This is a genomic window from Paenibacillus sp. HGF5 (assembly GCF_000204455.1).
In the GTDB taxonomy this organism is placed as follows: Bacteria; Bacillota; Bacilli; order Paenibacillales; family Paenibacillaceae; genus Paenibacillus_AQ; species Paenibacillus_AQ lautus_A.
This window is the reverse complement of sequence record NZ_AEXS01000088.1, coordinates 23880-45501: the sequence shown is the minus strand read 5'-3', so window position 1 is coordinate 45501 and position 21622 is coordinate 23880. Positions and strand designations below refer to the sequence as shown.

General features: G+C 55.0%; 15 protein-coding genes. 13 read left to right on the top strand and 2 right to left on the bottom strand.

From position 1 onward, the window contains the following. Nucleotides 1–211: 211 nt before the first annotated feature. Nucleotides 212–2353 carry an alpha-amylase family glycosyl hydrolase gene (locus HMPREF9412_RS14290; protein WP_009592348.1) on the bottom strand — a complete coding sequence of 714 codons (2142 nt, stop codon included), beginning with the start codon at nucleotides 2351–2353 and terminating at the stop codon, nucleotides 212–214. Nucleotides 2354–2790: 437 nt separating this feature from the next. Here HMPREF9412_RS14290 and HMPREF9412_RS14285 point away from each other — a divergent pair, with 437 nt between their 5' ends. From HMPREF9412_RS14285 to HMPREF9412_RS14230, 12 genes are all read left to right on the top strand, one after another. Continuing rightward, complete coding sequence (locus HMPREF9412_RS14285) at nucleotides 2791–3936, top strand: serine hydrolase domain-containing protein (RefSeq protein ID WP_009592279.1); 1146 nt, start codon at nucleotides 2791–2793, stop codon at nucleotides 3934–3936. 331 nt (nucleotides 3937–4267) lie between these two features. Next, nucleotides 4268–5224 carry a GNAT family N-acetyltransferase gene (locus HMPREF9412_RS14280; protein ID WP_009592340.1) on the top strand — a complete coding sequence of 319 codons (957 nt, stop codon included), beginning with the start codon at nucleotides 4268–4270 and terminating at the stop codon, nucleotides 5222–5224. A gap of 39 nt (nucleotides 5225–5263) precedes the next feature. Further along, nucleotides 5264–5971 (top strand): PIG-L deacetylase family protein, encoded by a 708-nt coding sequence (locus tag HMPREF9412_RS14275; RefSeq protein WP_009592358.1) that lies wholly within the window; start codon nucleotides 5264–5266, stop codon nucleotides 5969–5971. 522 nt (nucleotides 5972–6493) lie between these two features. Further along, nucleotides 6494–7108: an alpha/beta hydrolase gene (locus HMPREF9412_RS14270; protein WP_009592349.1), complete on the top strand. Its 615-nt coding sequence runs from the start codon at nucleotides 6494–6496 to the stop codon at nucleotides 7106–7108. 140 nt (nucleotides 7109–7248) lie between these two features. Next, entirely contained in the window at nucleotides 7249–8196 is a 948-nt protein-coding gene (locus HMPREF9412_RS14265; RefSeq protein WP_009592345.1) for a carbohydrate ABC transporter permease, read from the top strand. Between the two features lie 15 nt (nucleotides 8197–8211). After that, nucleotides 8212–9051 carry a carbohydrate ABC transporter permease gene (locus tag HMPREF9412_RS14260; RefSeq protein ID WP_009592302.1) on the top strand — a complete coding sequence of 280 codons (840 nt, stop codon included), beginning with the start codon at nucleotides 8212–8214 and terminating at the stop codon, nucleotides 9049–9051. Between the two features lie 150 nt (nucleotides 9052–9201). Beyond that, complete coding sequence (locus tag HMPREF9412_RS14255; protein WP_009592344.1) at nucleotides 9202–10572, top strand: ABC transporter substrate-binding protein; 1371 nt, start codon at nucleotides 9202–9204, stop codon at nucleotides 10570–10572. Between the two features lie 98 nt (nucleotides 10573–10670). Then, nucleotides 10671–12482, top strand: coding sequence for a cache domain-containing sensor histidine kinase (locus HMPREF9412_RS14250; protein ID WP_009592334.1), 1812 nt, complete (start codon nucleotides 10671–10673; stop codon nucleotides 12480–12482). Then, nucleotides 12475–14097, top strand: coding sequence for a response regulator transcription factor (locus HMPREF9412_RS14245; protein ID WP_009592335.1), 1623 nt, complete (start codon nucleotides 12475–12477; stop codon nucleotides 14095–14097). The genes HMPREF9412_RS14250 and HMPREF9412_RS14245 overlap by 8 nt, the downstream gene beginning before the upstream one ends. Nucleotides 14098–14159: 62 nt before the next feature. Further along, nucleotides 14160–16034 carry a heparinase II/III family protein gene (locus tag HMPREF9412_RS14240; RefSeq protein WP_009592326.1) on the top strand — a complete coding sequence of 625 codons (1875 nt, stop codon included), beginning with the start codon at nucleotides 14160–14162 and terminating at the stop codon, nucleotides 16032–16034. 18 nt (nucleotides 16035–16052) lie between these two features. After that, nucleotides 16053–17189 (top strand): glycoside hydrolase family 88 protein, encoded by a 1137-nt coding sequence (locus HMPREF9412_RS14235; RefSeq protein ID WP_009592320.1) that lies wholly within the window; start codon nucleotides 16053–16055, stop codon nucleotides 17187–17189. 102 nt (nucleotides 17190–17291) lie between these two features. Beyond that, complete coding sequence (locus HMPREF9412_RS14230) at nucleotides 17292–19178, top strand: DUF2264 domain-containing protein (protein ID WP_009592304.1); 1887 nt, start codon at nucleotides 17292–17294, stop codon at nucleotides 19176–19178. A 154-nt stretch (nucleotides 19179–19332) separates the two neighbouring features. Here the strand turns inward: HMPREF9412_RS14230 and HMPREF9412_RS14225 are convergent, their stop codons facing one another. Next, nucleotides 19333–20040 (bottom strand): hypothetical protein, encoded by a 708-nt coding sequence (locus tag HMPREF9412_RS14225; RefSeq protein WP_009592339.1) that lies wholly within the window; start codon nucleotides 20038–20040, stop codon nucleotides 19333–19335. A gap of 292 nt (nucleotides 20041–20332) precedes the next feature. Between HMPREF9412_RS14225 and ilvA the strand changes: the two genes are divergently transcribed. Continuing rightward, on the top strand, nucleotides 20333–21601 hold the full coding sequence (gene ilvA / locus HMPREF9412_RS14220) for a threonine ammonia-lyase IlvA (protein WP_009592278.1): 1269 nt from the start codon (nucleotides 20333–20335) through the stop codon (nucleotides 21599–21601). The last annotated feature ends 21 nt before the right edge of the window (nucleotides 21602–21622 follow it).

The window sequence follows — 21622 nt, the reverse complement described above, 5'->3', positions numbered from 1 at the left end:
TTTCCTCGTGCGCTTGGTGAGTTACTGCCTGCTGAGCACGCTCTCTCTTTGGGAATCGCTCATGCAGGGCTGAGGGAATGTTGAGGTGCTTCGCGTAACGGGCTATTGCTACTGGAATTATGACTGCATGAACAAAACCAGCTCCGGGATCATATCCGGAGCTGGTTTTATTTAGGTGCCGTTCTTCGGCAAAAGCTAGTCGTTCTTGAACTTACGGCTGCCAGTTCACGTTAATGGTGGCCGTGCCGCTCGTTGGTGCGGTGAAGGTATGGTTCGAGCCGCCTTCCCATGTTACCGTCGAGCCCTGTTTTTTCAGGAATTTGAATTCGATCGTTTTGCCGGCGGGCACGCTGACGTCATAGTACCAGGTTGGGTATTGGTAGATGACCTGGTTGTACAACGGACCGATGGCTTTGGCCGGGTCCCAGTTGCCAAGCTCGCTTACGCTGCCTGCCAGATACACGTTCTGGCCGAGCGCGGTGGTGGCGTTGTTCACCACAAAGCGCACGCTGACCTGATCCCCGCTCAGCACTTCGAAGTTGTCATGCACATTGCTTGAGGTTCCGGCACTGTTGGCGATTTTGATATTGTATACGCCTCCGGCAACGGCAGGGATTTTCACCTTGATCTGCGTGTCTTCCCAAGCCGTAATGTTAGCGCCGGTAACTGCCGTCGTGCCGAAGTATACCGTGCCTTTGGTTGCACCGAAACCGCGGCCGTCAATGGTGACGGTTGCGCCCGGTTTGGCCATCATCGGTCCTACGTGCCCGATGGTTGGCGCAGTCACGGCCGTGGTGTACTGCCACACGGCCGTACCGCCCGCTGCCAGCGTGAAGTTGGAAGCGGATCCGCCGGAGCCGACGGTCAGGCTGTTACCGTTCAGGAGGCCGCCCAGCACGTCGGTGTAGCTGCCGGCCGGCAGTGAGGTTACCAATCCCGTAATGGAGGCCGGCGTGTTCACGTTGCGGTTGACGGCGATGACGGCCACGTTGTTGCCGAACTTGCGCTCATAGATCAGCACATCGTTGTTGATCCAGCGCTCCTGCGTCGTCCCATAAGCGATGGCCGGGTTGGATTTGCGCAGAGGCGCCAGCTTTTTAATGACCTGATAAGCCGTAGTCGTGGTAGAGAAAGAAGGAATTCGAGCCCGGTTGTCGGGATCGTTCCCGCCGGACATGTATTGCTCGGTTCCATAATAGATGGCTGGCACGCCGCGGGAAGTTAACGTGAAGGCGAGCGCTTGCTCCAGCTTCCGGCGGTTGGCGCTGTTATTATGGAAACGTTCCATGTCGTGGTTATCGATGAACGTGACCTGATCCTCCACCTGCGCGTAATCGGCTGCAGAGCCCTCCAGCATGGATTTCAGTCCGTACATATTGTCGGTGTTGTCCCTGAATACCTGGCGAACCTTCTGCGCGAAGCGGAAGTCCAGCAGGCTCATGCCGGACTCGTTGGCGAACTTATGATTCTCGGCACTCACTTCGTTTACCCCGAGGAACCATTCGCCGAAGGTGAAGACCGGCTTGTAATTGTTGACGGTGGCCATGAAGCTCTTCTGCCAGCCGAACGGCATATGTTTTACCGCGTCCATTCGAATGCCGTCAATGCCCAGATCGAGCCACATTTTAATGGCATCCTTCAGGTAGGTATCCACGGTGCTGTTGTTATGGTTCAGGTCAGCAAGGTCGTACAGGTTTTTGTAAATCCCGTTCTCGGTCGTCGAGAAATCGGTGCCTCCGTTATGGTGGAACAAATTCTGCGTATCGTTTGTATATCCGCCGAGCAGGGTGCCGTTGTTGTACAGCTTACCGTTCTCCGCGAACGAAGGCTGGTCCGAGGAAGCGGGGGACGTGTGGTTCGGTGCGAAGTCGATGATGACTTTGATGTTCTTGGCATGGGCGGCAGCGATGAGATTCTGGAAATCGGCGATCGTGCCGTAAGCCGGGTTCGTTTTCTTGAAGTCTCTAGCCCAATAGCCGTGGTATGCGGTGTTGTTCACGCCGGAATAATTAATGACGCTGTAGATGTTCTCGACCGGCTGGGAGATCCAGATGGCGGTAACGCCCATGCCGGTCAGGTAGCCGTCGTTGATTTTGTTGATGATCCCTTGCCAGTCGCCGCCGCAGTAAAGCCTCAGGTTGGTGCAGGTACCGTCAAAGGCCGGGCCGGTCGGGTTGTTGGCAGGATTGCCGTCGGAGAAACGGTCCGTAAAGATTTGATAAATGACATCCGTGCTGAAATTTTGCTTGTTGGATACCGAGGTATCCGGGGCTGCATGGGCTGGTCCGAGCAAGCTCAGCGCCAGGGACAAGCTAAGGGCAAGGGCGGTTGTCAGTTTGTAGAATTTTTTCATCGTATTCCTCCTATGTAGCAGTTATTGAATGGGGGTTGGTTCAATGAGCAAACCGAAGCTGCGGGGAATCACCTCCTGTACGAAATATAGGGCAACAAAAAACCCCGGCATCTCCTGAAGAGAAACCGGGGTTGTTCCATACCGGGTGTGCGGTGACGGAATGCATGGCCCTTAAATTATGCGAGTGTTTGATTTCAACAATATTGTAAATGAAAGCGTATTCAGGTGTCAATATGTAATATCCAAATAAAAGGAAATTAATATTTTATGACATGAAATTAAATTTTATAATTCTTATTTATTATTGAAACAAAATTTTACAGGCCATATAATAGGTTTAGCAAGCGTTTACAATTTGAAGATCCGTTCATGTGAAAATGGCGTGTTTGTTGTTCAGTTAATCCAATTCAAGGCCTTGAAGAAAGGGGGGGAGTTCAGTGAAGACTCATGTGAAGGCCGGTGCAGAGCAGCTGGGCTTGGGAGTCAAGGGAGTGAAGGCGGCGTGCGCCGCCATTGAACGCGAGATAGCCGCGGGTACGACGCCGGGTGCCGTACTGGGCGTTCTGCATGAAGGCAGGATATGGTTCTACACAGCAGGCTATGCCAATCCTAATCCGGTGCAGGGCCAGCCTGTGCCTGTTAGCGAGGATACATTATACGACTGTGCATCCTTGACCAAGGTGGCGGTCACGCTCCCGTTGATTCTGCAATTGATCGATGATGGGGTTCTGACCTTGAGCACAAAAGCGAGCGATATGCTGCCTTCATTCGGAACGGCAGGCAAAGAAGAGATCACGGTAGGCCAGCTGCTGACGCATACTTCCGGGCTCCAGGCGGATATGAACCTGCATTCCCATGGCTGGGACAGGGAGCAGATGTGGGATGCCGTTTTTTCAGCGCCGCTTGCAGCGAAGCCGAATACCGAAGTGATTTACAGCGACTTGGGGTATCTGACGCTTGGTCGCATCATAGAACGGTCGCTCAAACTGCCTTTGGACCAAGCGTTTAAGCGATGGGTGTCGGATCCGCTGGGCATGCGACATGCCACGTTAACTCCTTCGCCGGGACAGCCCGGCCGCTATGCCGCAACGGAGTATGAGGATACCATCCAGGATCATCTGAGCGGGATTGTGCATGATGAGAAGGCAAGGGCCTTAGGGGGTGTATGCGGCCATGCGGGATTGTTTGCCACGGCAGGTGACCTGCTGCAGTATGCCCGAATGTGGCTTTCACTGGGCGCAATTCCGACGGTTACGGCTGCGGAGACCGGAACAGACGAATCGAGGCTCCTATCTCGGGCTGCGGCGGCTACGGCCACCCGCTCCCATACGAGCCATATTCATGGCTCGAGCCGTGGTCTGGGGTGGGTGCTGAAAGGGGATAAGATGGACGCCTCCGGAGATTGGATGAGCCCGGGCTGTTACGGACATACCGGCTTTACCGGAACCAGCCTGTGGATCGATCCCCAGTCTGATCTTGCGGTCGTATTGCTGACCAACCGCGTATATGGGGGGCGGAGCAGCAGCGTGGCTCAGCTGCGCGCACAGGTCCACAACGCTTTGAAGGGAGCCGTGGCATGGTAAGAATGGAATGCGGCATATGGTTGACGGCCATCCAAGCATGCTCCAGACCACGCACCGTTTGTACAGGGATCAGCGCTCACAAAAGCACACAATAGCCGTCGTTCTCGATTCGGCAGCGGCAGCAATCCGAAAACCGATCTAACGACGGGATGGACGTAAGCAATGCCCCCTGATGTCGGAACATTTATGGGAGCTGCCACATAGATATTCCGTCCGTACATGAGGGATTTGTGAATGGACATGAACCGGTCGCATGCCGTTACGGGCAAACGCCGACGATCCAATGACTTACTACTATAAATGACTTACGACTATAAGGAGGGAATACGCAATGACGAGTTTAGCCTACAGGTCTTACCGGCCTGGGGACGAGGAAGGGATTACGGCTTTGTGGAATGCCTGCCTGCCGGGAGATCCCATCACCCGGCTCCGCTTTCGGAATTTGGTGCTGCTGGACCCGAACTTTGATCCGGAGGGACTGCGGATCGCGGAGCAGGAGGGTCGCATAGTGGGCGTCCTATATGCGGTGCGCCGGAGATTGCCGATGATCGGCACCGAGCTGGACCCGGATCACGGCTGGATCACCTTCTTCTATACCGATCCATCGGTTCGAAGATTGGGGGTGGCGTCGCGGCTGCTGCAGGAAGGAGAAGATTATCTTCGTCATCATGGGCGCAGCAAAGTCTTTTTCTCCTCGTATGCCCCGAATTATATCGTTCCGGGCATTGATGGGGAGCGCTATCCGGAGGGCTTGGCATGGCTTGCGGCCAGCGGTTTTACCCGCAATTACACGGCGGTTGCGATGGATCGCTCCCTGGTTGGCTTCCATATGCCGCCTGAGGTTGCGGAGCTGAAGCGGCAGCGGGAGCATGAAGGCTTTACTTTCAAGCCGGCTAAGGACAGCGATCTGGTGGAGCTGATCGAGTTTGCGACGGACGTGTTTAACCCGGATTGGGGCCGGGCGATTCGTGAGGGGCTGCTCCAGCGATTAACAACGGATCAGATTCTGATCGCACGCGATCAAGGGAAGCTGGTGGGCTTCTGCCTGCATGGCGGATATGAGGGCGTGGCGGAACGATTCGGTCCCTTTGGCGTGGATCCGTCGATGCAAGGGAAGGGACTCGGAAAAATCCTCTTGTATGACTGCCTTGCCCTTATGCGTGCTCAAGGACTGCACGGTGCCTGGTTCCTCTGGACGGGCGAGCAGAGTCCCGCAGGCCATCTGTACCGCAAAGCCGGCTTCGACGTGACACGCCGGTTCGATATTATGAGCAAGCCGCTGCAATAGATAGCTTCGACTACATGGATATATAAAGGAGAGATTACATTGACGGAAGCAAAGCAGCATCACATTTTGGCGATTGGCGGGCATGCGGGCGATATGGATCTTACCGCAGGTGCAGTGATCGCCAAATATACGCAGGCTGGCCACAAAGCGACTTTTCTTCATCTAACGCCGGGAGAGAAGGGACACCCCCGTCTGACGCCGGAGGAGTACGCAAAGCAAAAGATTGACGAAGCTCACCAATTTGCCGATATCGTCGGCGCGGATGTGCGGTTCCTTGCCTACAAGGATGCCGAGCTTCCGCTGGACGAGGAAGTAAAGTATCAGGTCGCCGACGTCATACGGGAAGTGAAACCGGATATCATCATCACGCATTGGAAGGAGAGCATTCATAAGGATCATTCCAATACGCATTATATCGTGGAGGACGCCCGCTTCTATGCGGGCCTGAAGACGATTGAACGCGAGCTTCCGTCCCACTATGCCCAGCATTTATACTATGCGGACAATTGGGAGGACCCGTACGATTTCCATCCCGAGGTATTCATCGACATTCCGGACGAAGCCTATGAAACCTGGGTGAGAGCCATGAACGTATACGCTTATGCGCGCGGGGAAACCTACGGCTTCCCGTTCATCGAATACTACAAGGCACTGACGATCGTGCGGGGAGCGCCGATGAACTTCAAGCGCGCGCAGGCCTTCGCTGTACCGAGAGGTGCGTTGACCAAACGGTTACAATTTTTCTAAATATATGGTTTTTTATCCAATCAACTGGAATAATCGCTAACATTCTCACAAAAAAATTGTGAGAAATACCAAAACATCCACTGACATTATACCTATCTTTTGATATAATGAGTGATGTTACGGGGGAACACGTACGGAATCATATATAGAGAATACAAACAGGAGAGGAAGTCTTCCATAGTGGAGGCTTCCTCTCTTTTCGTTTTGTTCGTCACCGGTTGTGATACACAGGCTACGGGCGACATAGCGTTTCCGATTGCAGCTCTAGCGGGGAGGCGATGCGGAAGGGCAGCTGTTGCATTTTTTAAAATCCATGGTATGATGTATTTAAAGAATCTTAAATTAAAGATATTATAACAGGATATAAGGGCAACCTTTGATGGGGATTGCGACCTAATTTATGAAGTGGTTTTTAGGGCAGCCTTTGGTCCTATTGAGCTATTCCAGGGCATTCTAACATTAATGGTGTCAAACGGATTCGAAATTTAACCATATCACCAATCGAAGGGAGACTACAAACATATGGAACATACGCATATTTACCGCCAGGGAACTTCCCCGGAGGCACCAACCTTACTATTGCTGCACGGTACCGGAGGGAACGAGGAGGATTTGCTGCCGCTGGCCGAGATGATCTCGCCAACGTCGAATGTGCTCGGCGTCCGCGGGAACGTGCTGGAGAACGGCATGCCGAGATTTTTCCGGCGCCTGGCCGAAGGCGTGTTTGATCTAGAGGATCTCGTGAAACGCACGCACGAGCTGAATGAATTCCTGAACTGGGCAGCGGCCGAGTACGATTTTGACCGCAGCCGCATCGTGGCCGTCGGGTATTCAAATGGCGCCAACATTGCCGCAAGCCTGCTGTTCCACGAAGGGGACGCGCTGCAGGGGGCCATTCTCCACCATCCGATGGTTCCGCTGCGGGATAAAACCTTGCCGGATTTGACCGGCGTTCCGGTCTTTATCGCTGCAGGCCGGCGCGATCCGATGTGCACGCCGCAGGAGAGCGAGGATCTGAACGAGCTATTGAGCGGGGCAGGCGCGGACGTGAAGCTGCATTGGGAGAACGGGGGGCATCAGCTCAGCCGTGCAGAGGTCGGGATGGCCGCTGGCTGGTTTAAGGAGAAATTCCTGTAATACCGGGCATGCCAAGATCCATGATGCGTTCCCTGTCTAATCAAGTAAAAATGAAAGCGAATATGATCAAAATACCGTCAATGCGTTGGCGGTATTTTTTTTATACTTTACCCATCGAATAAGAATCGAGGGGGTCCGACATGGCACAAACAATGGAGACGATGAAAAAGCCTGGCGCCCAGCCGACGCGGGTGGACAAGTCCAGGGGATCCTTGCAGCGGGGAGAGAACCTATGGGGGATCGCATTCGTAAGCCCGATGCTGATCGGCGTTATCATTTTGGTGCTGTTTCCGATATTGGCTACGCTCGTGCTGGGTTTTGCCGATTGGAATTTCGTGCAGGGCTGGGACGGCATCCAGTGGGTCGGGTTTCAGAATTTCCGCCAGCTGCTGGAGGATGACATGTTTATCAAGTCGGTACGCAACAACATCTTGTTTCTTCTGACGGTTCCGGTCTATATGATGATTTCGATGACGCTGGCCATCTTGATCGACCGGTTTGTCTATATGAAGGGCTATTTTAAAGTGGCTTACTTCATGCCCTACATATCCAACATCGTGGCGGTGGCCGTCGTATGGCAGGTGCTGTTCCAGCCGTCCTACGGGCCGATCAACGAAATCCTCCGGACGCTCGGGATGTCCAATCCGCCCAAGTGGATCGCGGATCCGAATTTCGCGCTGATTTCCATCATGCTGATATCGATCTGGATTTCGATCGGCTTCAATCTGATTATCTATATCGCCGGCCTGCAATCCATCCCGAAGGATCTGTACGAAGCGGCCGATATCGATGGAGCGAACGGCTGGACCAAGTTCAGGCGCATTACGCTGCCCCTGCTGTCGCCGACGTCCTTTTTCCTGCTGGTAACGGGGATCATCTCCACGTTCAAGGTCTTTGATATCATTGCCGTCATGACGCAAGGGGGACCGATCGGCTCAACGACCATGATGGTGTGGTACTTGTACGATACGGCATTCGTCAACCTGAAGGTCGGTTACGCATCGTCCATTGCCGCGGTTCTGTTCGGCTTTGTCATGCTGATTACGCTGGGGCAGTGGGCCGCTCAGAAGAAGTGGGTCAACTACTAAGAGGGAGGGCGTTATATGGGGACAAGAGTCGGCGTCGACTGGCGCAAGCTTATCGTCACGATCGCGATGTTCGCGGTGAGCATTCTGTTTCTCCTTCCTTTTATCTGGATGCTGGTGACATCCTTTAAGATGGAGCGAGACGTATTCGTATATCCGATTCAATGGATTCCGCGGGAGTGGAACGCGATTCAGAATTACAAGGAGGTATGGTTCGGCGATTATCCCTTCTATCTCTATTATTGGAACTCGATCAAGGTCAGCATACTGACCACGATCATCTCGGCCATGGTATCTGCCCTGGCAGCCTACGGCTTCTCCAAAATCCGGTTTGCCGCCGGCAATTGGCTGTTCATCATCGTGCTGGTGACCTACATGATTCCGGGCCAGGCCATCCTGATCCCGCAGTTTATTCTATACCGCAACATCGGGCTGTTCGATAACCATTTCGGGCTCATTATGCTGGGAAGCTTCAGCGTGCTCGGAACGTTCATGCTCAGGCAATTCTTCATGGGGGTGCATCAGGAATTCATCGAATCCGCCAAAATCGACGGTGCGAACCATCCGCGAATCTTCTGGTCCATTGCCCTGCCGCTGGTAAAACCCGCTGTTGCCACGTATGCGATCCTGCGGTTCATCTGGACGTGGAACGATTATCAGAATCCGCTCATCTTCCTGCGGACGGACCGGCTGTTCACGATTCCGCTGGCGATGCAGAAATTCACGTCCTTGAGCGGAGAATTCTACTCCCTGATCATGGCGGCTGCCGTGTCGGCGATATTCCCGCTGCTGATCGTTTTTATCATCGGCCAGAAGAGCGTCATCGAAGGTATTGCGCTGGGTGGGGTCAAGGGCTAAGTCTCTCGGGAATGAATGGGGTAAAAATAGTTCCAACATCAGTAAAGATTGTTTTATGGTTAAGATGTAAGCGCTCTATATAATGTGGATAGTTACAGCTAGAATCGTCACGACCTTACATACCGATATCAATGGGGAGGGTTATAGACAATGATGAACAAGAAATGGTGGTCAGGCGTTCTCACGGCCGCGATGGTGATCGGCTTGCTGTCCGGCTGCGGGGGAGCGAAAGAGGATGGGGCGCAAGGTGATTCCGCGCAAGGCGGAGGCAAGACCAATCTGAGGCTGTACACGTATGGCACGGAGGAAGCCTACAATTGGAAGAAAACGATCCAAGCCTATGAAGAGGCAACCCCGGGCGTGACCATTGAGCTGGTCCAGCTCAGCGAGAAGGGGGATACGCAGGAGGCGTTCAAGAAGCTTGACCTGGAGGCGGCATCCTCGGCCCAGATGGACATTCTGATGTTCAGCGATCCGGCGGGTTATGCGCAGCGGGTGGCGCTCGGCATGGCCGAGCCGCTGGACGACTATATCGCGAAGGACGGCTACAGCGTGGAAACCGATTATAAAGTGGATACCCGCCTCGACGGCAAGGTCTACGCGCTGCCAGGCAAGTTCAACCCTTGGTATGTGCTGCTGAACAAGGATCACCTGGAGGAAGCGGGACTTCCTGTACCGACGGACTGGACCTGGGACGAATATGCGGATTATGCCAAAAAATTGACCCAGGGCGAAGGAGCGTCGAAGCGCTACGGGACGTACTTCCATGGCCCGCAAGGGGGCGGATGGCTGGAATTTCTGAAGCTGATGATGGCCAATCAGCCTCAAGATACCGACTATTTGAAGGCCGACGGCTCTTCCAATCTGGATAACCCGACCTTCAGGCAGACGCTGGAGCTGCGCGTGCGGATGGAGAAGGAGGACCAATCCTCTGTGCCTTATACGGACATGATCTCCCAGAAGCTGAATTACCGGACGCAATTCTTCAATCAATCCGCAAGCATGATCACGATCGGCAGCTGGATGAACACGGAGATCGGCGGAACGGATAAAGTGCCGCTGGACTTCAATGTCGCCGTAGCTCCATTCCCGAAAAACGAGGAAGGCGATCCGACGGGACTTACGCCGGTCACCACGGATTACGTGGCGGTGGCGGCCAAGTCCAAGCATAAGGAAGAGGCCTATAAATTCGTCCGCTGGTATACAACGGAAGGGCAAATCGTGCAGGGCAAGAACATTCCGGCCTGGCAGCAGGTGAAGACCGAGCAGGTGGAGGAGATCATCGACACCATCCTGTCGGGCACGAAGAGTCCGGATAAGGTAGACAAAAAATCGCTCGTGGACACATTGGTTGCCTCGAAGGCCTCGGCCATCGTCCCTCCGGCGCCTTATCAGGCGGAAGTGTACGAGGCGGTGAACGAGGAATACGAGAAGCTGATACTGGGCAATCAGGATATTGACCAGACCATCGCGAATTCGCAGGAGCGAGTGAACAAAATTATAGAATCCAACAAAAAATGATCTGGTATAATAGACAAAAAAATCGGGACGAAACTCTTCGTCCCTTTTTTTGAATTCGCGTACATCATTCCCGTCACGCCATACCCGAGGTGGATCCTATGCCCGCACGATTGAAGAGCCTGATCCCCAGCTCCATCAGGCATAAGCTGATTTTGGCTGCCGTCACCTGCATCGTGGTTCCCGCCATCGTCAGCCTGATTCTGTATAATTCGTTAACGAAAGAAGCCTTGAGGCAGCAGGCGGTATCCAATGCAAGCGATGCCCTTCAGCTGGTCCGCGGATCGGTGACGAATCTGCTCTTAAGCAAAATCAATATCGCCAACTATATCCAGATGAATTCCGGTTTGAATTCCTATTTCAAGCAGGTGGTCTCCGGCAACGAGGACCCGGATCCTTATCGCAGGTTCATGGAATCCAACCGGGTGCTGGAGCATCTGGACAGCTTGACGGTTGTCGGCGAGAAAAGCTATGTCACCGTCATTCTGGAGAACGGCTCCTATTACATGAATTATTCCGTAAGCGATTACAATCCGCCCGATTACAGGCTGCGCCCCTGGTTTGGCCAAATTTCGGAGCTGCAAGGCTTGGAGTCCCTATGGACGGAGCCGGAGGCCACGATGTTTCGCTCCGATCAGATTGATCATCCGACGCAATTATCGGTGGTGCGCACGCTCCGGCTGCCGGATTCCGAAATTTACGGTTACGTGATCGTGACGTTCATGGAGGATCAGATCAGCGGGATCTTCAACTCCCTTTCGGAAGGCAACGAGCTGGTGCTGCTGGATGCTGAGGGAACCATCGTTTCCGGCAGCCATCAGAGCCAGATCGGAACGACCTTTGCTTATCTCGAAAATTTGGATCAAGAGAAGCCGTATTCAATCGTGCCGATGAAGGGGGAGAAGCAGCTGATGGTACACCAGGACATCCCGTATGCCGGGTGGCGTCTGGTGCTGATGCAGCCGTACAAGGATGCGATCGTCAATATCAACTCGATTTTCAACCAGGTGTTCTGGTTTCAGATGTGCTCCTTCCTGATCTTTCTGCTGCTGCTCATTGCGCTTGTCCGCGCGTTTACCAAGCCGTTAGTCAAGCTCGGCAAAGTGGCGACCTCCGTGCAGCGCGGAAACCTGGAAGTGAGGTCGAATGTTCATGGCAATGATGAGGTTGGACGGCTGGGGCATTTATTCGACGACATGCTGGACCGGTTCAAAGCCATGATCTCGGAAATATCCGAGAATCAGGCGAGAAAACGCAAAGCGGAGCTCCGAATGCTTCAAGCCCAGATCCATCCCCATTTTCTGTTCAATGTCCTGAATTCGATCCGGATGAAGGTCATGAAGCGAGGCGATCCCGAAAGCGCCAAGATGATCGGCTCCCTGTCCGTGCTGCTCCGCATGACGATCAGCCGCGAAGAGGACGAGATTGCGCTACATGAAGAAATCGACCTGATCTCGCATTACGTCGCCCTGATGAACCTTCGGCAGAAGGAGGAGGTCAGGCTGGAGCTGGATATCGCGCCGGAGGCTTTCCTCTTCAAGGTGCCGCGCTTTTTTCTGCAGCCGATCGTGGAGAATGCGTTGATCCATGGGCTCAACCAGCAGGCAGGGACGATTCGGATTGCAGCCGCCATGAAGGGCAGGCATCTCGTGCTGGCGGTGAAGGATGACGGCATCGGCATGGATGCCGCCATCCGGGAGTCGATTGCCCGGAGAATCCAGGGCGGCTCCGCCGGGTCCTCGACGCAGGAGGAGGCAAGCGGGGGCAGCTTCTCCCACATCGGTCTGCAAAATGTAATGGAACGGATGAGCATGGTGTTCGGCGAGGCTTTTCAATGTCGCGTCTACAGCGAGCCTGGCCAAGGAACGGTGATCGAGATGTTTATACCGGAAAGAGGGAAAACGGATGTATAACGTGATGCTGGTGGACGATGATTATCCGGTCATCGAGCTGTTGTCGGAGGCCATCTCGTGGAATGAGCTGGGCTTGAATCTGATGGGAAGCTATGAGAACGGGATGAGTGCTTGGGAGGATGCGAGATCTTCGCCCCCGGACATTCTGATTACGGATATCGGCATGCCCAAAATGAACGGGCTTGAGCTGTCCGCACGCATCAAAGAAGTGAAGGCCGATGTGCGGATCGCCATTCTGTCCTGCCACAACGAATTCCAATATGCCCAGCAGGCCATGCGCCTGAACGTGCAGGATTATTTGTTGAAGGATACGCTTGACCCCGAGGAGCTGGCGCAGCTGCTGAGGCGGTTCAAGCAGGCGATGGACGAGGAAGCCCAGAAGGGCTGGGAGCGGTCGCGGATGATCCATCTGGTGGACGAATCCAAGGAGCTGCGGAAAGAGCAGAGTCTCAAAAATTTCATCCATCAGCCCCTGCTGTCCCCCGAAACATGGCGGCAGGAGCTGTCGGAGTACGGAGTGCTGAAGCCTGGTTATCACTGCCTTCCCGCGGTCGGACATCTGGAGGATGTCCGGGTGATCAGGCACCGCTTCGCCTCCAACCAGACGCTGCATTTTGCCCTGGGCAACGTGCTGCGGGAGGTGCTGGACCAACTGAATCCGGATGCGGTGCATGTCCTATACGATGCAAAGTCTTCGCTGCTCCTGTTCTCGTATCGACCCGGCTTGGGCAGCAACATATACGATGAGGCCGCAGCCTGCCTGAAGGAGGTGCAGCGGACGCTTCAGCGCGTGCTGCGAATCCGCATGTCATTCCTGATCGGCCGGGGGTGCGCGGATCCCGAAGGCCTAAAGGCAGGGCTTAATGAACTGCTGGCGTGCCAGCACCAACGATTTTATCTGGAGCCGCAAGAGATATCCAAACTGAACGGAGCTCTGGAGAAAAGAAGCCAGCATGGGGATCCCGATCTCTTCGCTTATTATGAACGGGCCAGTTCGGAGCTGCGGGAATCGCTGCTTGGAAAAGACGGCTTATGCGGGGTGCGCGACACGGTCGATCGGTGGATCTCATGGATACAGGAGAAGCGGTACGCACCGGAATCGGTCAAGGACTGGGTATTGAAGCTCCTGCTGGATCTGAAGCTGAGGCTTCACCTCCTGCACTCGCTGTCACCCGCGTATACGGCCGATGCGTTGCACAAAGAGATCATGGACATGGATTCCCTGAACGAGCTGAAATCTTGGCTTCACGATTATTTGGAATCCACCATGCAGGCTATGGACCGGGGATTCGGGGGCAGCAGACGATCGGAAGTGGCGGAGGCCTGCAAATACGTGTCCCTTCGGCTTGACCAGAGGATCACGCTGGATGACGTTGCGGGCTGCCTGCACCTGAATCCGAGCTATTTCAGCCGCATGTTCAAGAAAGAAACCGGTGTGACCTTCATTGAATACGTCACCCGCATGAAGATGGAGCGCGCCAAGGAGCTGCTGCGGCAGACGGACCGTACGGTCGGGGAAATCTGCGAAAGTCTGGCTTACGACAATGTGAGTTATTTCAGCAAGACATTCAAGGCGTATGCGGGGGTAACCCCCGTAGAGTTCCGGAATGGTTGAAAGGGCGCCTTAAGGGCGTCACTAACAGACGTTGAAACGGAAAGGAGGGGGGGCTTAGTCCGATGAACAGGATACAGGAGCTGACAACGATCGTGAACGGGATGGCTCCCGCCGATCTGCGGATGTATTACCAGGGCGGGGACCAGAGTTCCTTCTGGGAAGGCATTCAGCGAAGCGGGGATTACAAGCAGGACATATCCGAGATTCGCGAGGAAGGGGAGCGGCTGCTGTCTGCCCCGAACCCGCCGCTGACGTATGACTTATTCACCCGGTTTGCCCGGCAGGGAACGAGGCTGGATTATGAGAAGGCGTATTTCGAGCGAAGGCGCCGGCTGAATACCTTTGCCCTGCTGACTCTTCTTGAGCCGGATAAAGAAGCTTACCGGACGGCTCTCCAGGAGATGATCTGGTCCATCTGCGATGAGTATACCTGGTGTTTGCCGGCGCATGTGAACGTCGAATCGCCGGGCGGCATCAAAGGGACGATTGATCTGTTCAGCGCCGAGACCGGATTTACCCTCAGCGAAATCCGCGTGCTGCTGCGGGACCATCTGCCTTCCCTGCTAATCTCGAGAATCGGGGAGGAGGTTGAAGCGCGGTTGTTCATTCCTTTCCTAAGTCACGAGCACGGCTGGGAGACCGCCACGCATAATTGGTCTGCGGTCTGTGCCGGTTCCATCGGCTCCGCCGCGCTGCTGCTTAAAGAAAGCGGGGAATCGCTTGCGAAGGTTCTGCTGAAGACGGAGCGGTGCATGGACTATTATCTGCAGGGCTTCGGCCCCGATGGAGCCTGTCTGGAAGGGCTGGGATATTGGAATTACGGGTTCGGGTATTTCGTGTACTATGCCGATTTGCTGCGCAAGCGCACCCGAGGCGAGATGGACTGGTTCCGTGCGGAGAAGGTCGGCCGCATCGCCTTGTTTCAGCAAAAGGGCTTTTTAGGAGGAAAGGCCGTCGTCAACTTCTCCGATTCGCAGCCGGAAAGCACGGTACATATCGGCTTGTCTCATTATCTGGCCGGATTGTACGGGGACTTCGAGTCTCCGCCGCAGTCTCTCCGATCGGGTTACCGCGACGACCATTGCAGCCGCTGGGCTCCGGCTTTGCGCAACCTGATCTGGCGGGATCCTTTGATAGCGGGAAGCGATTGGGGGGAGGCAAGTTATTATTTGCCCGATGCCCAGTGGCTGATCTCCCGCAGCTTCCATGGAGGCGAAGTGTACGCGTTTGCCGCCAAGGGCGGCAGCAACGGCGAGCCGCACAACCATAATGATCTTGGGCATTTTATCCTGTACGGCGCCGGGGAAGTTTGGTGCTCGGACCTCGGCTGCGGCGAGTACACGGCGGAGTATTTCGGCGAAGGCCGGTATGGTTATGATTGCAACGGCTCCCAAGGCCACTCCGTGCCGATCATCGACGGCCATGTTCAGCAAGAGGGCCCGGATAGCGCCGCGGTCGTATTGGAAGCGGTGACGGGTGAAGCCCTGGATCGGCTTGCGCTTGAGCTGACCTCGGCCTACCGGGTTCCTGGGCTTCAGTCATTCACGAGGACGCTGGAGTGGAACAAGCAGGGGAATCGGCCGGAACTGACGCTGAGCGACCGGTTTACGTTCGATTCGCCGCCGAAGAGTCTGGTGGAGCGGGTGGTCACCAGGATACGGCCCGAGCTTGTGCTGATGGATGGGCGGGAGGTCGTTAGGTTGCGGGCACCGGGTTCTTACGAGCAAGCAGAGACAGGAGGTCCAGAAGTCGTTCAAGCCTTGGATGACAGGCCCGGCCTGCTGATCCACTATGACAGCAAGCTGGTGGAGCCTGAGCTGACAAGCCACGTTTTCCGTGATCACTTCGGCAAGGAAGCGGCTTGGCATGCCGTGGATTTTAGAGTGAAGGCCCCTGGCTTGCATGCGAATATCGATTTCAGATTTCAATTCATATGAACAGAGGAGTGGAGAGGGATGAAAACGGAGGTCGCTTTGGATTGGTTGACGGAGGCATGGGAAAAATCGCTTGCGAAGACGCGGCGGAACGTAGCACGGATCGGGGCGAGGTTTCCGCATGCCAGCCAGAATGGCGTCTACCAGCTGGAGCCGCCGCATTGGTGGACGGCCGGCTTCTGGCCGGGCATGCTGTGGCTTCTTTACAATGACAGCGGGATCGTGGAGCTTAGAACCACCGCTGAGCAGTGCGAGCTCATTCTGGATGACGTACTGAACCAATATGTGCGTCTGGACCATGATCTCGGCTTCATGTGGACGCTGACCAGCATGGCGTCCTATAAGCTGACCGGCAGCGAAGAGTCCAAGGTGCGCGCGCTCAAGGCAGCCAACTACCTGGCTGCACGCTTCAACCTGAAGGGCCAATACATTCGAGCGTGGAATCCGTGGTCGGAAGGGGAGGATAACGCGGGTCTCGCCATTATCGATTGCGCCATGAATACGCCCCTGTTGTTCCTGGCGTCGCAGATCAGCGGCGATCCCCGCTACCGGCATATAGCCGAAGCGCATATGGATACGGTGGTCCGCGACTTCGTCCGGCCGGACGGTTCCGTCTATCACATCGTACGATACGATCAGGTTACCGGCGAACGTCTGGAAGGGATCGGCGGGCAGGGCTTTGCGCCGGAATCCGCCTGGTCCAGGGGAACGGCGTGGGCGATTTACGGCTTGACGCTTGCCTACCATCATACGGGCAAGTCGATCTACCTCGATACGGCCAAAACGGTGGCGCATTTCTTCCTGGCGAACCTGCCGGAAGACCATGTCCCGTTCTGGGACTTCCGCGCGCCGGACGAGGCCCGCATCTACCGGGATTCGTCCGCCGGAGCCTGCGCCGCCAGCGGGCTGCTGCTGCTGGCTGACCAGGTGGAGCCGGGGCAGGCGGCCGTATACCGGACATCCGCGGTCCGGATTTTGGAATCGCTGTACCGGAATTACGGCACATGGGACAACGATGGCGAGGAAGGCTTGATTCTCCATGGGACCAGCCATTATCCGGAGGGCAAGAATATCGATGTGCCCCTGATTTACGGCGACTTTTTCTTTGTGGAGGGACTTGCGCGGCTGAGAGGGAAGGGGCCGTTTTACTGGGAATAGCGGAGATTGAAGCGGTGCTCGGGAAGCAAATAGTAGAAGTAAGGCAAGGAAGAGGATAAGGGAATTAGAAGAAACATTCCGGAAATGGAGTGAGCATTTAAGATGAGCATACAGGTTACTGGAATTCCCGAGGGCGGCTTAATCCATCCGGTTGTCCGGAATCCGCTGAGAACAAGACGGGACGTGCAGGAGGCGCTATCGCAGCTGCTGGAGCCTTTAAGCAAATGCTACAGCGAGGGGCGCGCACGCTTAATCCTTGAGCGTTCGGGCGCCGATGCCTATGCCGATATTGCGGAGATGGAGGGTTTCTCTCGCGTCTTGTGGGGGCTCGTTCCCGCCGCTGCCGGCGGCTCCCATGACGAGCTGTGGGAGCTGTGCCTGCAAGGGATTCGCGCGGGGACGGATCCGGAGCATGCCGAGTACTGGGGGCAGGTTAATGACTATGATCAGCGTCTCGTAGAGATGGCGGTATTCGGATTGGCCTTTGCCCTGATTCCGGACCGCATCTGGCAGCCGCTGAGCGAGAAGGAGAAGGCCAACCTCTATCAGTGGCTCGATCAAATCAACCATCATCCTTGCTATGATTGCAATTGGCTGTTCTTCCATGTTTTTGTCAACGTTGGTTTCCGCAAAGCAGGCCTACCATACGATGCCGGGCAGCTGGAGAGCAATCTCCAGCGCATTGAGGAATTCTATCTGGATGCAGGCTGGTATAGCGACGGGATCGGGGGGCACTGCGATTATTACGTGCCGTATGCTTTTCATTTCTATGGCTTGCTCTATGCGCAGCTGATGGGAGACGAAGATCCAGACCGCGCCGGGCGCTACAGGGAGCGGGCCGCGTTGTTTGCACGCGATTTCGTCCACTGGTTTGCTCCCGACGGGTCGGCCGTTCCTTACGGACGCAGCTTGACGTACCGCTTTGCGCAGTCGGCCTTCTGGTCGGCTGCGGCTTATGCCGGGCTGGACGGGTTTAGTCCGGGCCAGCTGAAGGGACTGGTCCTTAGAAATCTCAGATGGTGGTTTCAGCAGCCGATATTCGACCGGGACGGCGTGTTGACGGTGGGTTACGCTTACCCGAACCGAATCATGTCGGAGAACTATAACGCGGCCGGCTCGGTGTACTGGTCGCTGAAGACGTTCCTGATCCTGGCTTTGCCGGATAGCCATCCGTTCTGGGCGGCAGAGGAGCAGGAGCAGGCGGAGCTAGAACGTATCTCGGTGCAGGAGCCTGCACATCTGGTGCTTTGCAGGGACCCGCAGACCGGCCATGTGGCTGCGTTCAATACGGGCCACCCGTCTACCAACGAGCATACGCATACTTCCGCCAAGTACGAGAAGTTTGTTTACTCTACCGCCTTTGCGTTCAGCGTGCCGAGGGCGGAATGGGGACTGGCCCAGGGGGCGTTTGATTCCATGTTGGCCCTTAGCGAGGGCGATCGGCTGTTCCGTGTCAAGCGCTTATGCGAGGAGACGCGGATTCAGGAGCATGTGCTGTATGCAAAATGGAAGCCGTGGAGAGACGTCGAGGTAAGGACCTGGATAGCGGCAGGGCTGCCATGGCATATTCGCATCCATCGGATCAGCACGGAACGAAACCTCGATGCTGCCGAAGGCGGGTTTGCTTTAGGCTTGGGATCTCTGGACAGCTCCCGTGCGGGAGATGGGGCAGCATCAGCTTCCGGCACCTTCGGCACGAGTGCCATCCACGGCATGCTCGGTTACGATACGGCAGAGCTCATCTATCCCCATGCCAATACCAATCTGCTGCGTCCCCGCACGGTGATTCCTACGCTGAGGACAGCACTCGAACCCGGAACCCATTGGCTCATAGCGGCCGTGCATGGCACCCCCAGCGCTCCCGACACTCCCGCCATTGAGGAGCCTTCCATGGAAGATGTGAAAGAAAGGCTGGGCGTCGAGATTTTGCAGCATCAAATTACAATCACCACGCAGACGGGAAACGTGATCGTGATTCCGATGGACTAAGGGCAGGTGGTCTCACCCTAATAGGTATGTGTTATGAAGCAGTGGTTTGTCAGAGCTAATATAGATCATACAGATAGACAGGCGAAAGCCGGGGGTCATTAACCCCCGGCTTTCAATATCCTGGCCTTCCGCCCGCGCGAATCATTGCAAGGGCTTATTTTGTCAAATAGGAACTGGTCAGAGGAACAAACAGGGAAGTGCCCGGCCCTTCATCAACGATCTCCACAAAAATAAAATCGGCAGCCGATACATCGACGTCTACGCCGACCAGGCCATCTTCAGCACCCAGGGACACCTTTTTGAGCGTTGAGTTGTTGTGGTCCATAATTACGATTTCTTGCGCACCGCCAGTCACGGCCAGCTCAAGATGCAGTTTGGCATATTTTTTACCCGTCATGATCTGGAAGCTGTTGCCTTGTTTGGCCGAATCGGTATGTAAATAAACGTCTTTATAATCTTTGCCTTTGTAGACCGTATCGCTGGAATCTTTGGTGTGCCAGGCTGATGTCCCCAATACGGAGGCTCCGAGCGAGCTTAATGATAACGGACTGGAGGTTTGGGATGGGGATCCCTGATTGCCGCCAATCAGTACTGAAGAAGTTGCGCTGTCATAACGAATGTCGATATTCATCAGATCGCCTACAGCTCGCACAGGCAAGTACGTCGTGCCGTTGTAAGTGATCGGCAGCACGGTTTTGCCGTTTGCGTCTTTCGGCGTTACCACCGTACCGTTTAATTTCAGGGAAATCTTGCTGTTCAAATAGGCTTTGATTGGCTCCAAAGCTGACGACGCCATAGCGCCTGTACCAATCCCCAGCGTGAGTGTACCCGCCAATAACCCATACAATACTTTCTTCTTCATTAAAATCACTCCCAAAATTTAGGTTAATTTTCATGCTTTATAGTATTAAAGTGTCAGAAGGAAGTCAACCCTCTTTAAAGGAAAGGTCCGATCCTTCTATCCATATCCGGGTTACCGAGTATCGGCTGTACATCCGGCTTATACTTGTTGCGAAAATGACTCTTTTACGAAAGCTTGCCAGAAAAGGGCGGGATATTTTCATGAAAAGTGATACAATGATAGAAATACGTAAATAAGGGTAGCGGATGGATCAACGTTTACCTGGCAGCGAAGTGGGAGTGTGATCGAGAGAATGGAAGAGACGTATACGGCAAAACGGGCAGTCAGCATGGAGGACATCGTGCGCGCACACCACGTGCTTCGCGAAGTGATCGTACGCACGCCGCTGCAGCGGGATGCAGTACTGTCAGCCAAGTATGACTGCGAAGTGTATCTGAAGCGCGAGGACCTGCAGGTGGTTCGCTCCTTCAAGATCCGCGGCGCTTACAATATGATTCGCAGCTTGTCGGAGGAAGAACGCAGCAACGGCATTGTGTGCGCAAGCGCGGGCAACCACGCGCAAGGGGTGGCTTTCTCCTGCAACGCGCTGAATATCAAAGGCAAGATTTACATGCCGAGCACGACCCCGAACCAGAAGGTGAAGCAGGTGAAGCGTTTTGGCGGGGGCAGCGTCGAGGTCATTCTGACAGGGGATACCTTCGATGATGCATATGCCGAAGCGATTAAGGCATGCGACGAGTACGGCATGACCTTTATCCACCCGTTCGATGAAGCGAAGATCATCGCGGGCAACGGCACGATCGGGATGGAGGTTATGGAGGAGCTGGACGCGCCGGCCGATTATATGTTTGTCACCATCGGCGGCGGCGGTCTTGCGGCCGGCGTGGCAACCTACGTCAAAACCGTCAGCCCAACGACGCAAGTCATTGGCGTCGAACCGCTTGGGGCAGCGTCCATGATCGAGTCCAAGAAGCAGGGCGAAGTCGTCACCATGCATGAGATCGACAAATTCGTGGATGGCGCCGCCGTGAAGCGCGTCGGGCAGCTGACGTATGATATCTGCTGCGAGTTGGTGGACGACATCGTGACGGTACCGGAAGGCAAGGCCTGCACCACCATCCTGGAGCTGTATAACGAGAATGCGATCGTTGTGGAGCCGGCGGGGTCGCTGGCCGTAGCGGCACTGGATATGAACAGGGACCGGATTCGCGGGAAAACGGTCGTCTGCATCATCAGCGGCGGCAATAACGATATCGACCGGATGCAGGAAATCAAGGAGCGCTCCTTGATTTACGAAGGGTTGAAGCATTACTTCATGATCAACTTCCCGCAGCGCGCGGGGGCGCTCCGCGAATTTCTGGAAGAAGTGCTTGGTCCTGACGACGACATCGCGCGCTTCGAGTACACGAAGAAGCATAACAAGGAAGACGGGCCTGCCCTGGTGGGCATCGAGCTCTTGAGGCCGGAGGATTACGGCCCGTTAGTGGAACGGATGCAGCGCAAGGGATTGGATTACACGGAGCTGAACAAGAACATGAACCTGTTCAATCTGCTGATTTAAGAGGTACAAGGAACACCATAA

Excerpts from the sequence above, each read along its gene's own strand:
- HMPREF9412_RS14290 (WP_009592348.1), bottom strand. The coding sequence starts at position 2,353 with ATGAAAAAATTCTACAAACTGACAACCGCCCTTGCCCTTAGCTTGTCC.
- HMPREF9412_RS14280 (WP_009592340.1), top strand. The coding sequence starts at position 4,268 with ATGACGAGTTTAGCCTACAGGTCTTACCGGCCTGGGGACGAGGAAGGG.
- HMPREF9412_RS14270 (WP_009592349.1), top strand. The coding sequence starts at position 6,494 with ATGGAACATACGCATATTTACCGCCAGGGAACTTCCCCGGAGGCACCA.
- HMPREF9412_RS14265 (WP_009592345.1), top strand. The coding sequence starts at position 7,249 with ATGGCACAAACAATGGAGACGATGAAAAAGCCTGGCGCCCAGCCGACG.
- HMPREF9412_RS14260 (WP_009592302.1), top strand. The coding sequence starts at position 8,212 with ATGGGGACAAGAGTCGGCGTCGACTGGCGCAAGCTTATCGTCACGATC.
- HMPREF9412_RS14255 (WP_009592344.1), top strand. The coding sequence starts at position 9,202 with ATGATGAACAAGAAATGGTGGTCAGGCGTTCTCACGGCCGCGATGGTG.
- HMPREF9412_RS14250 (WP_009592334.1), top strand. The coding sequence starts at position 10,671 with ATGCCCGCACGATTGAAGAGCCTGATCCCCAGCTCCATCAGGCATAAG.
- HMPREF9412_RS14245 (WP_009592335.1), top strand. The coding sequence starts at position 12,475 with ATGTATAACGTGATGCTGGTGGACGATGATTATCCGGTCATCGAGCTG.
- HMPREF9412_RS14240 (WP_009592326.1), top strand. The coding sequence starts at position 14,160 with ATGAACAGGATACAGGAGCTGACAACGATCGTGAACGGGATGGCTCCC.
- HMPREF9412_RS14235 (WP_009592320.1), top strand. The coding sequence starts at position 16,053 with ATGAAAACGGAGGTCGCTTTGGATTGGTTGACGGAGGCATGGGAAAAA.
- HMPREF9412_RS14230 (WP_009592304.1), top strand. The coding sequence starts at position 17,292 with ATGAGCATACAGGTTACTGGAATTCCCGAGGGCGGCTTAATCCATCCG.
- HMPREF9412_RS14225 (WP_009592339.1), bottom strand. The coding sequence starts at position 20,040 with ATGAAGAAGAAAGTATTGTATGGGTTATTGGCGGGTACACTCACGCTG.
- ilvA (WP_009592278.1), top strand. The coding sequence starts at position 20,333 with ATGGAAGAGACGTATACGGCAAAACGGGCAGTCAGCATGGAGGACATC.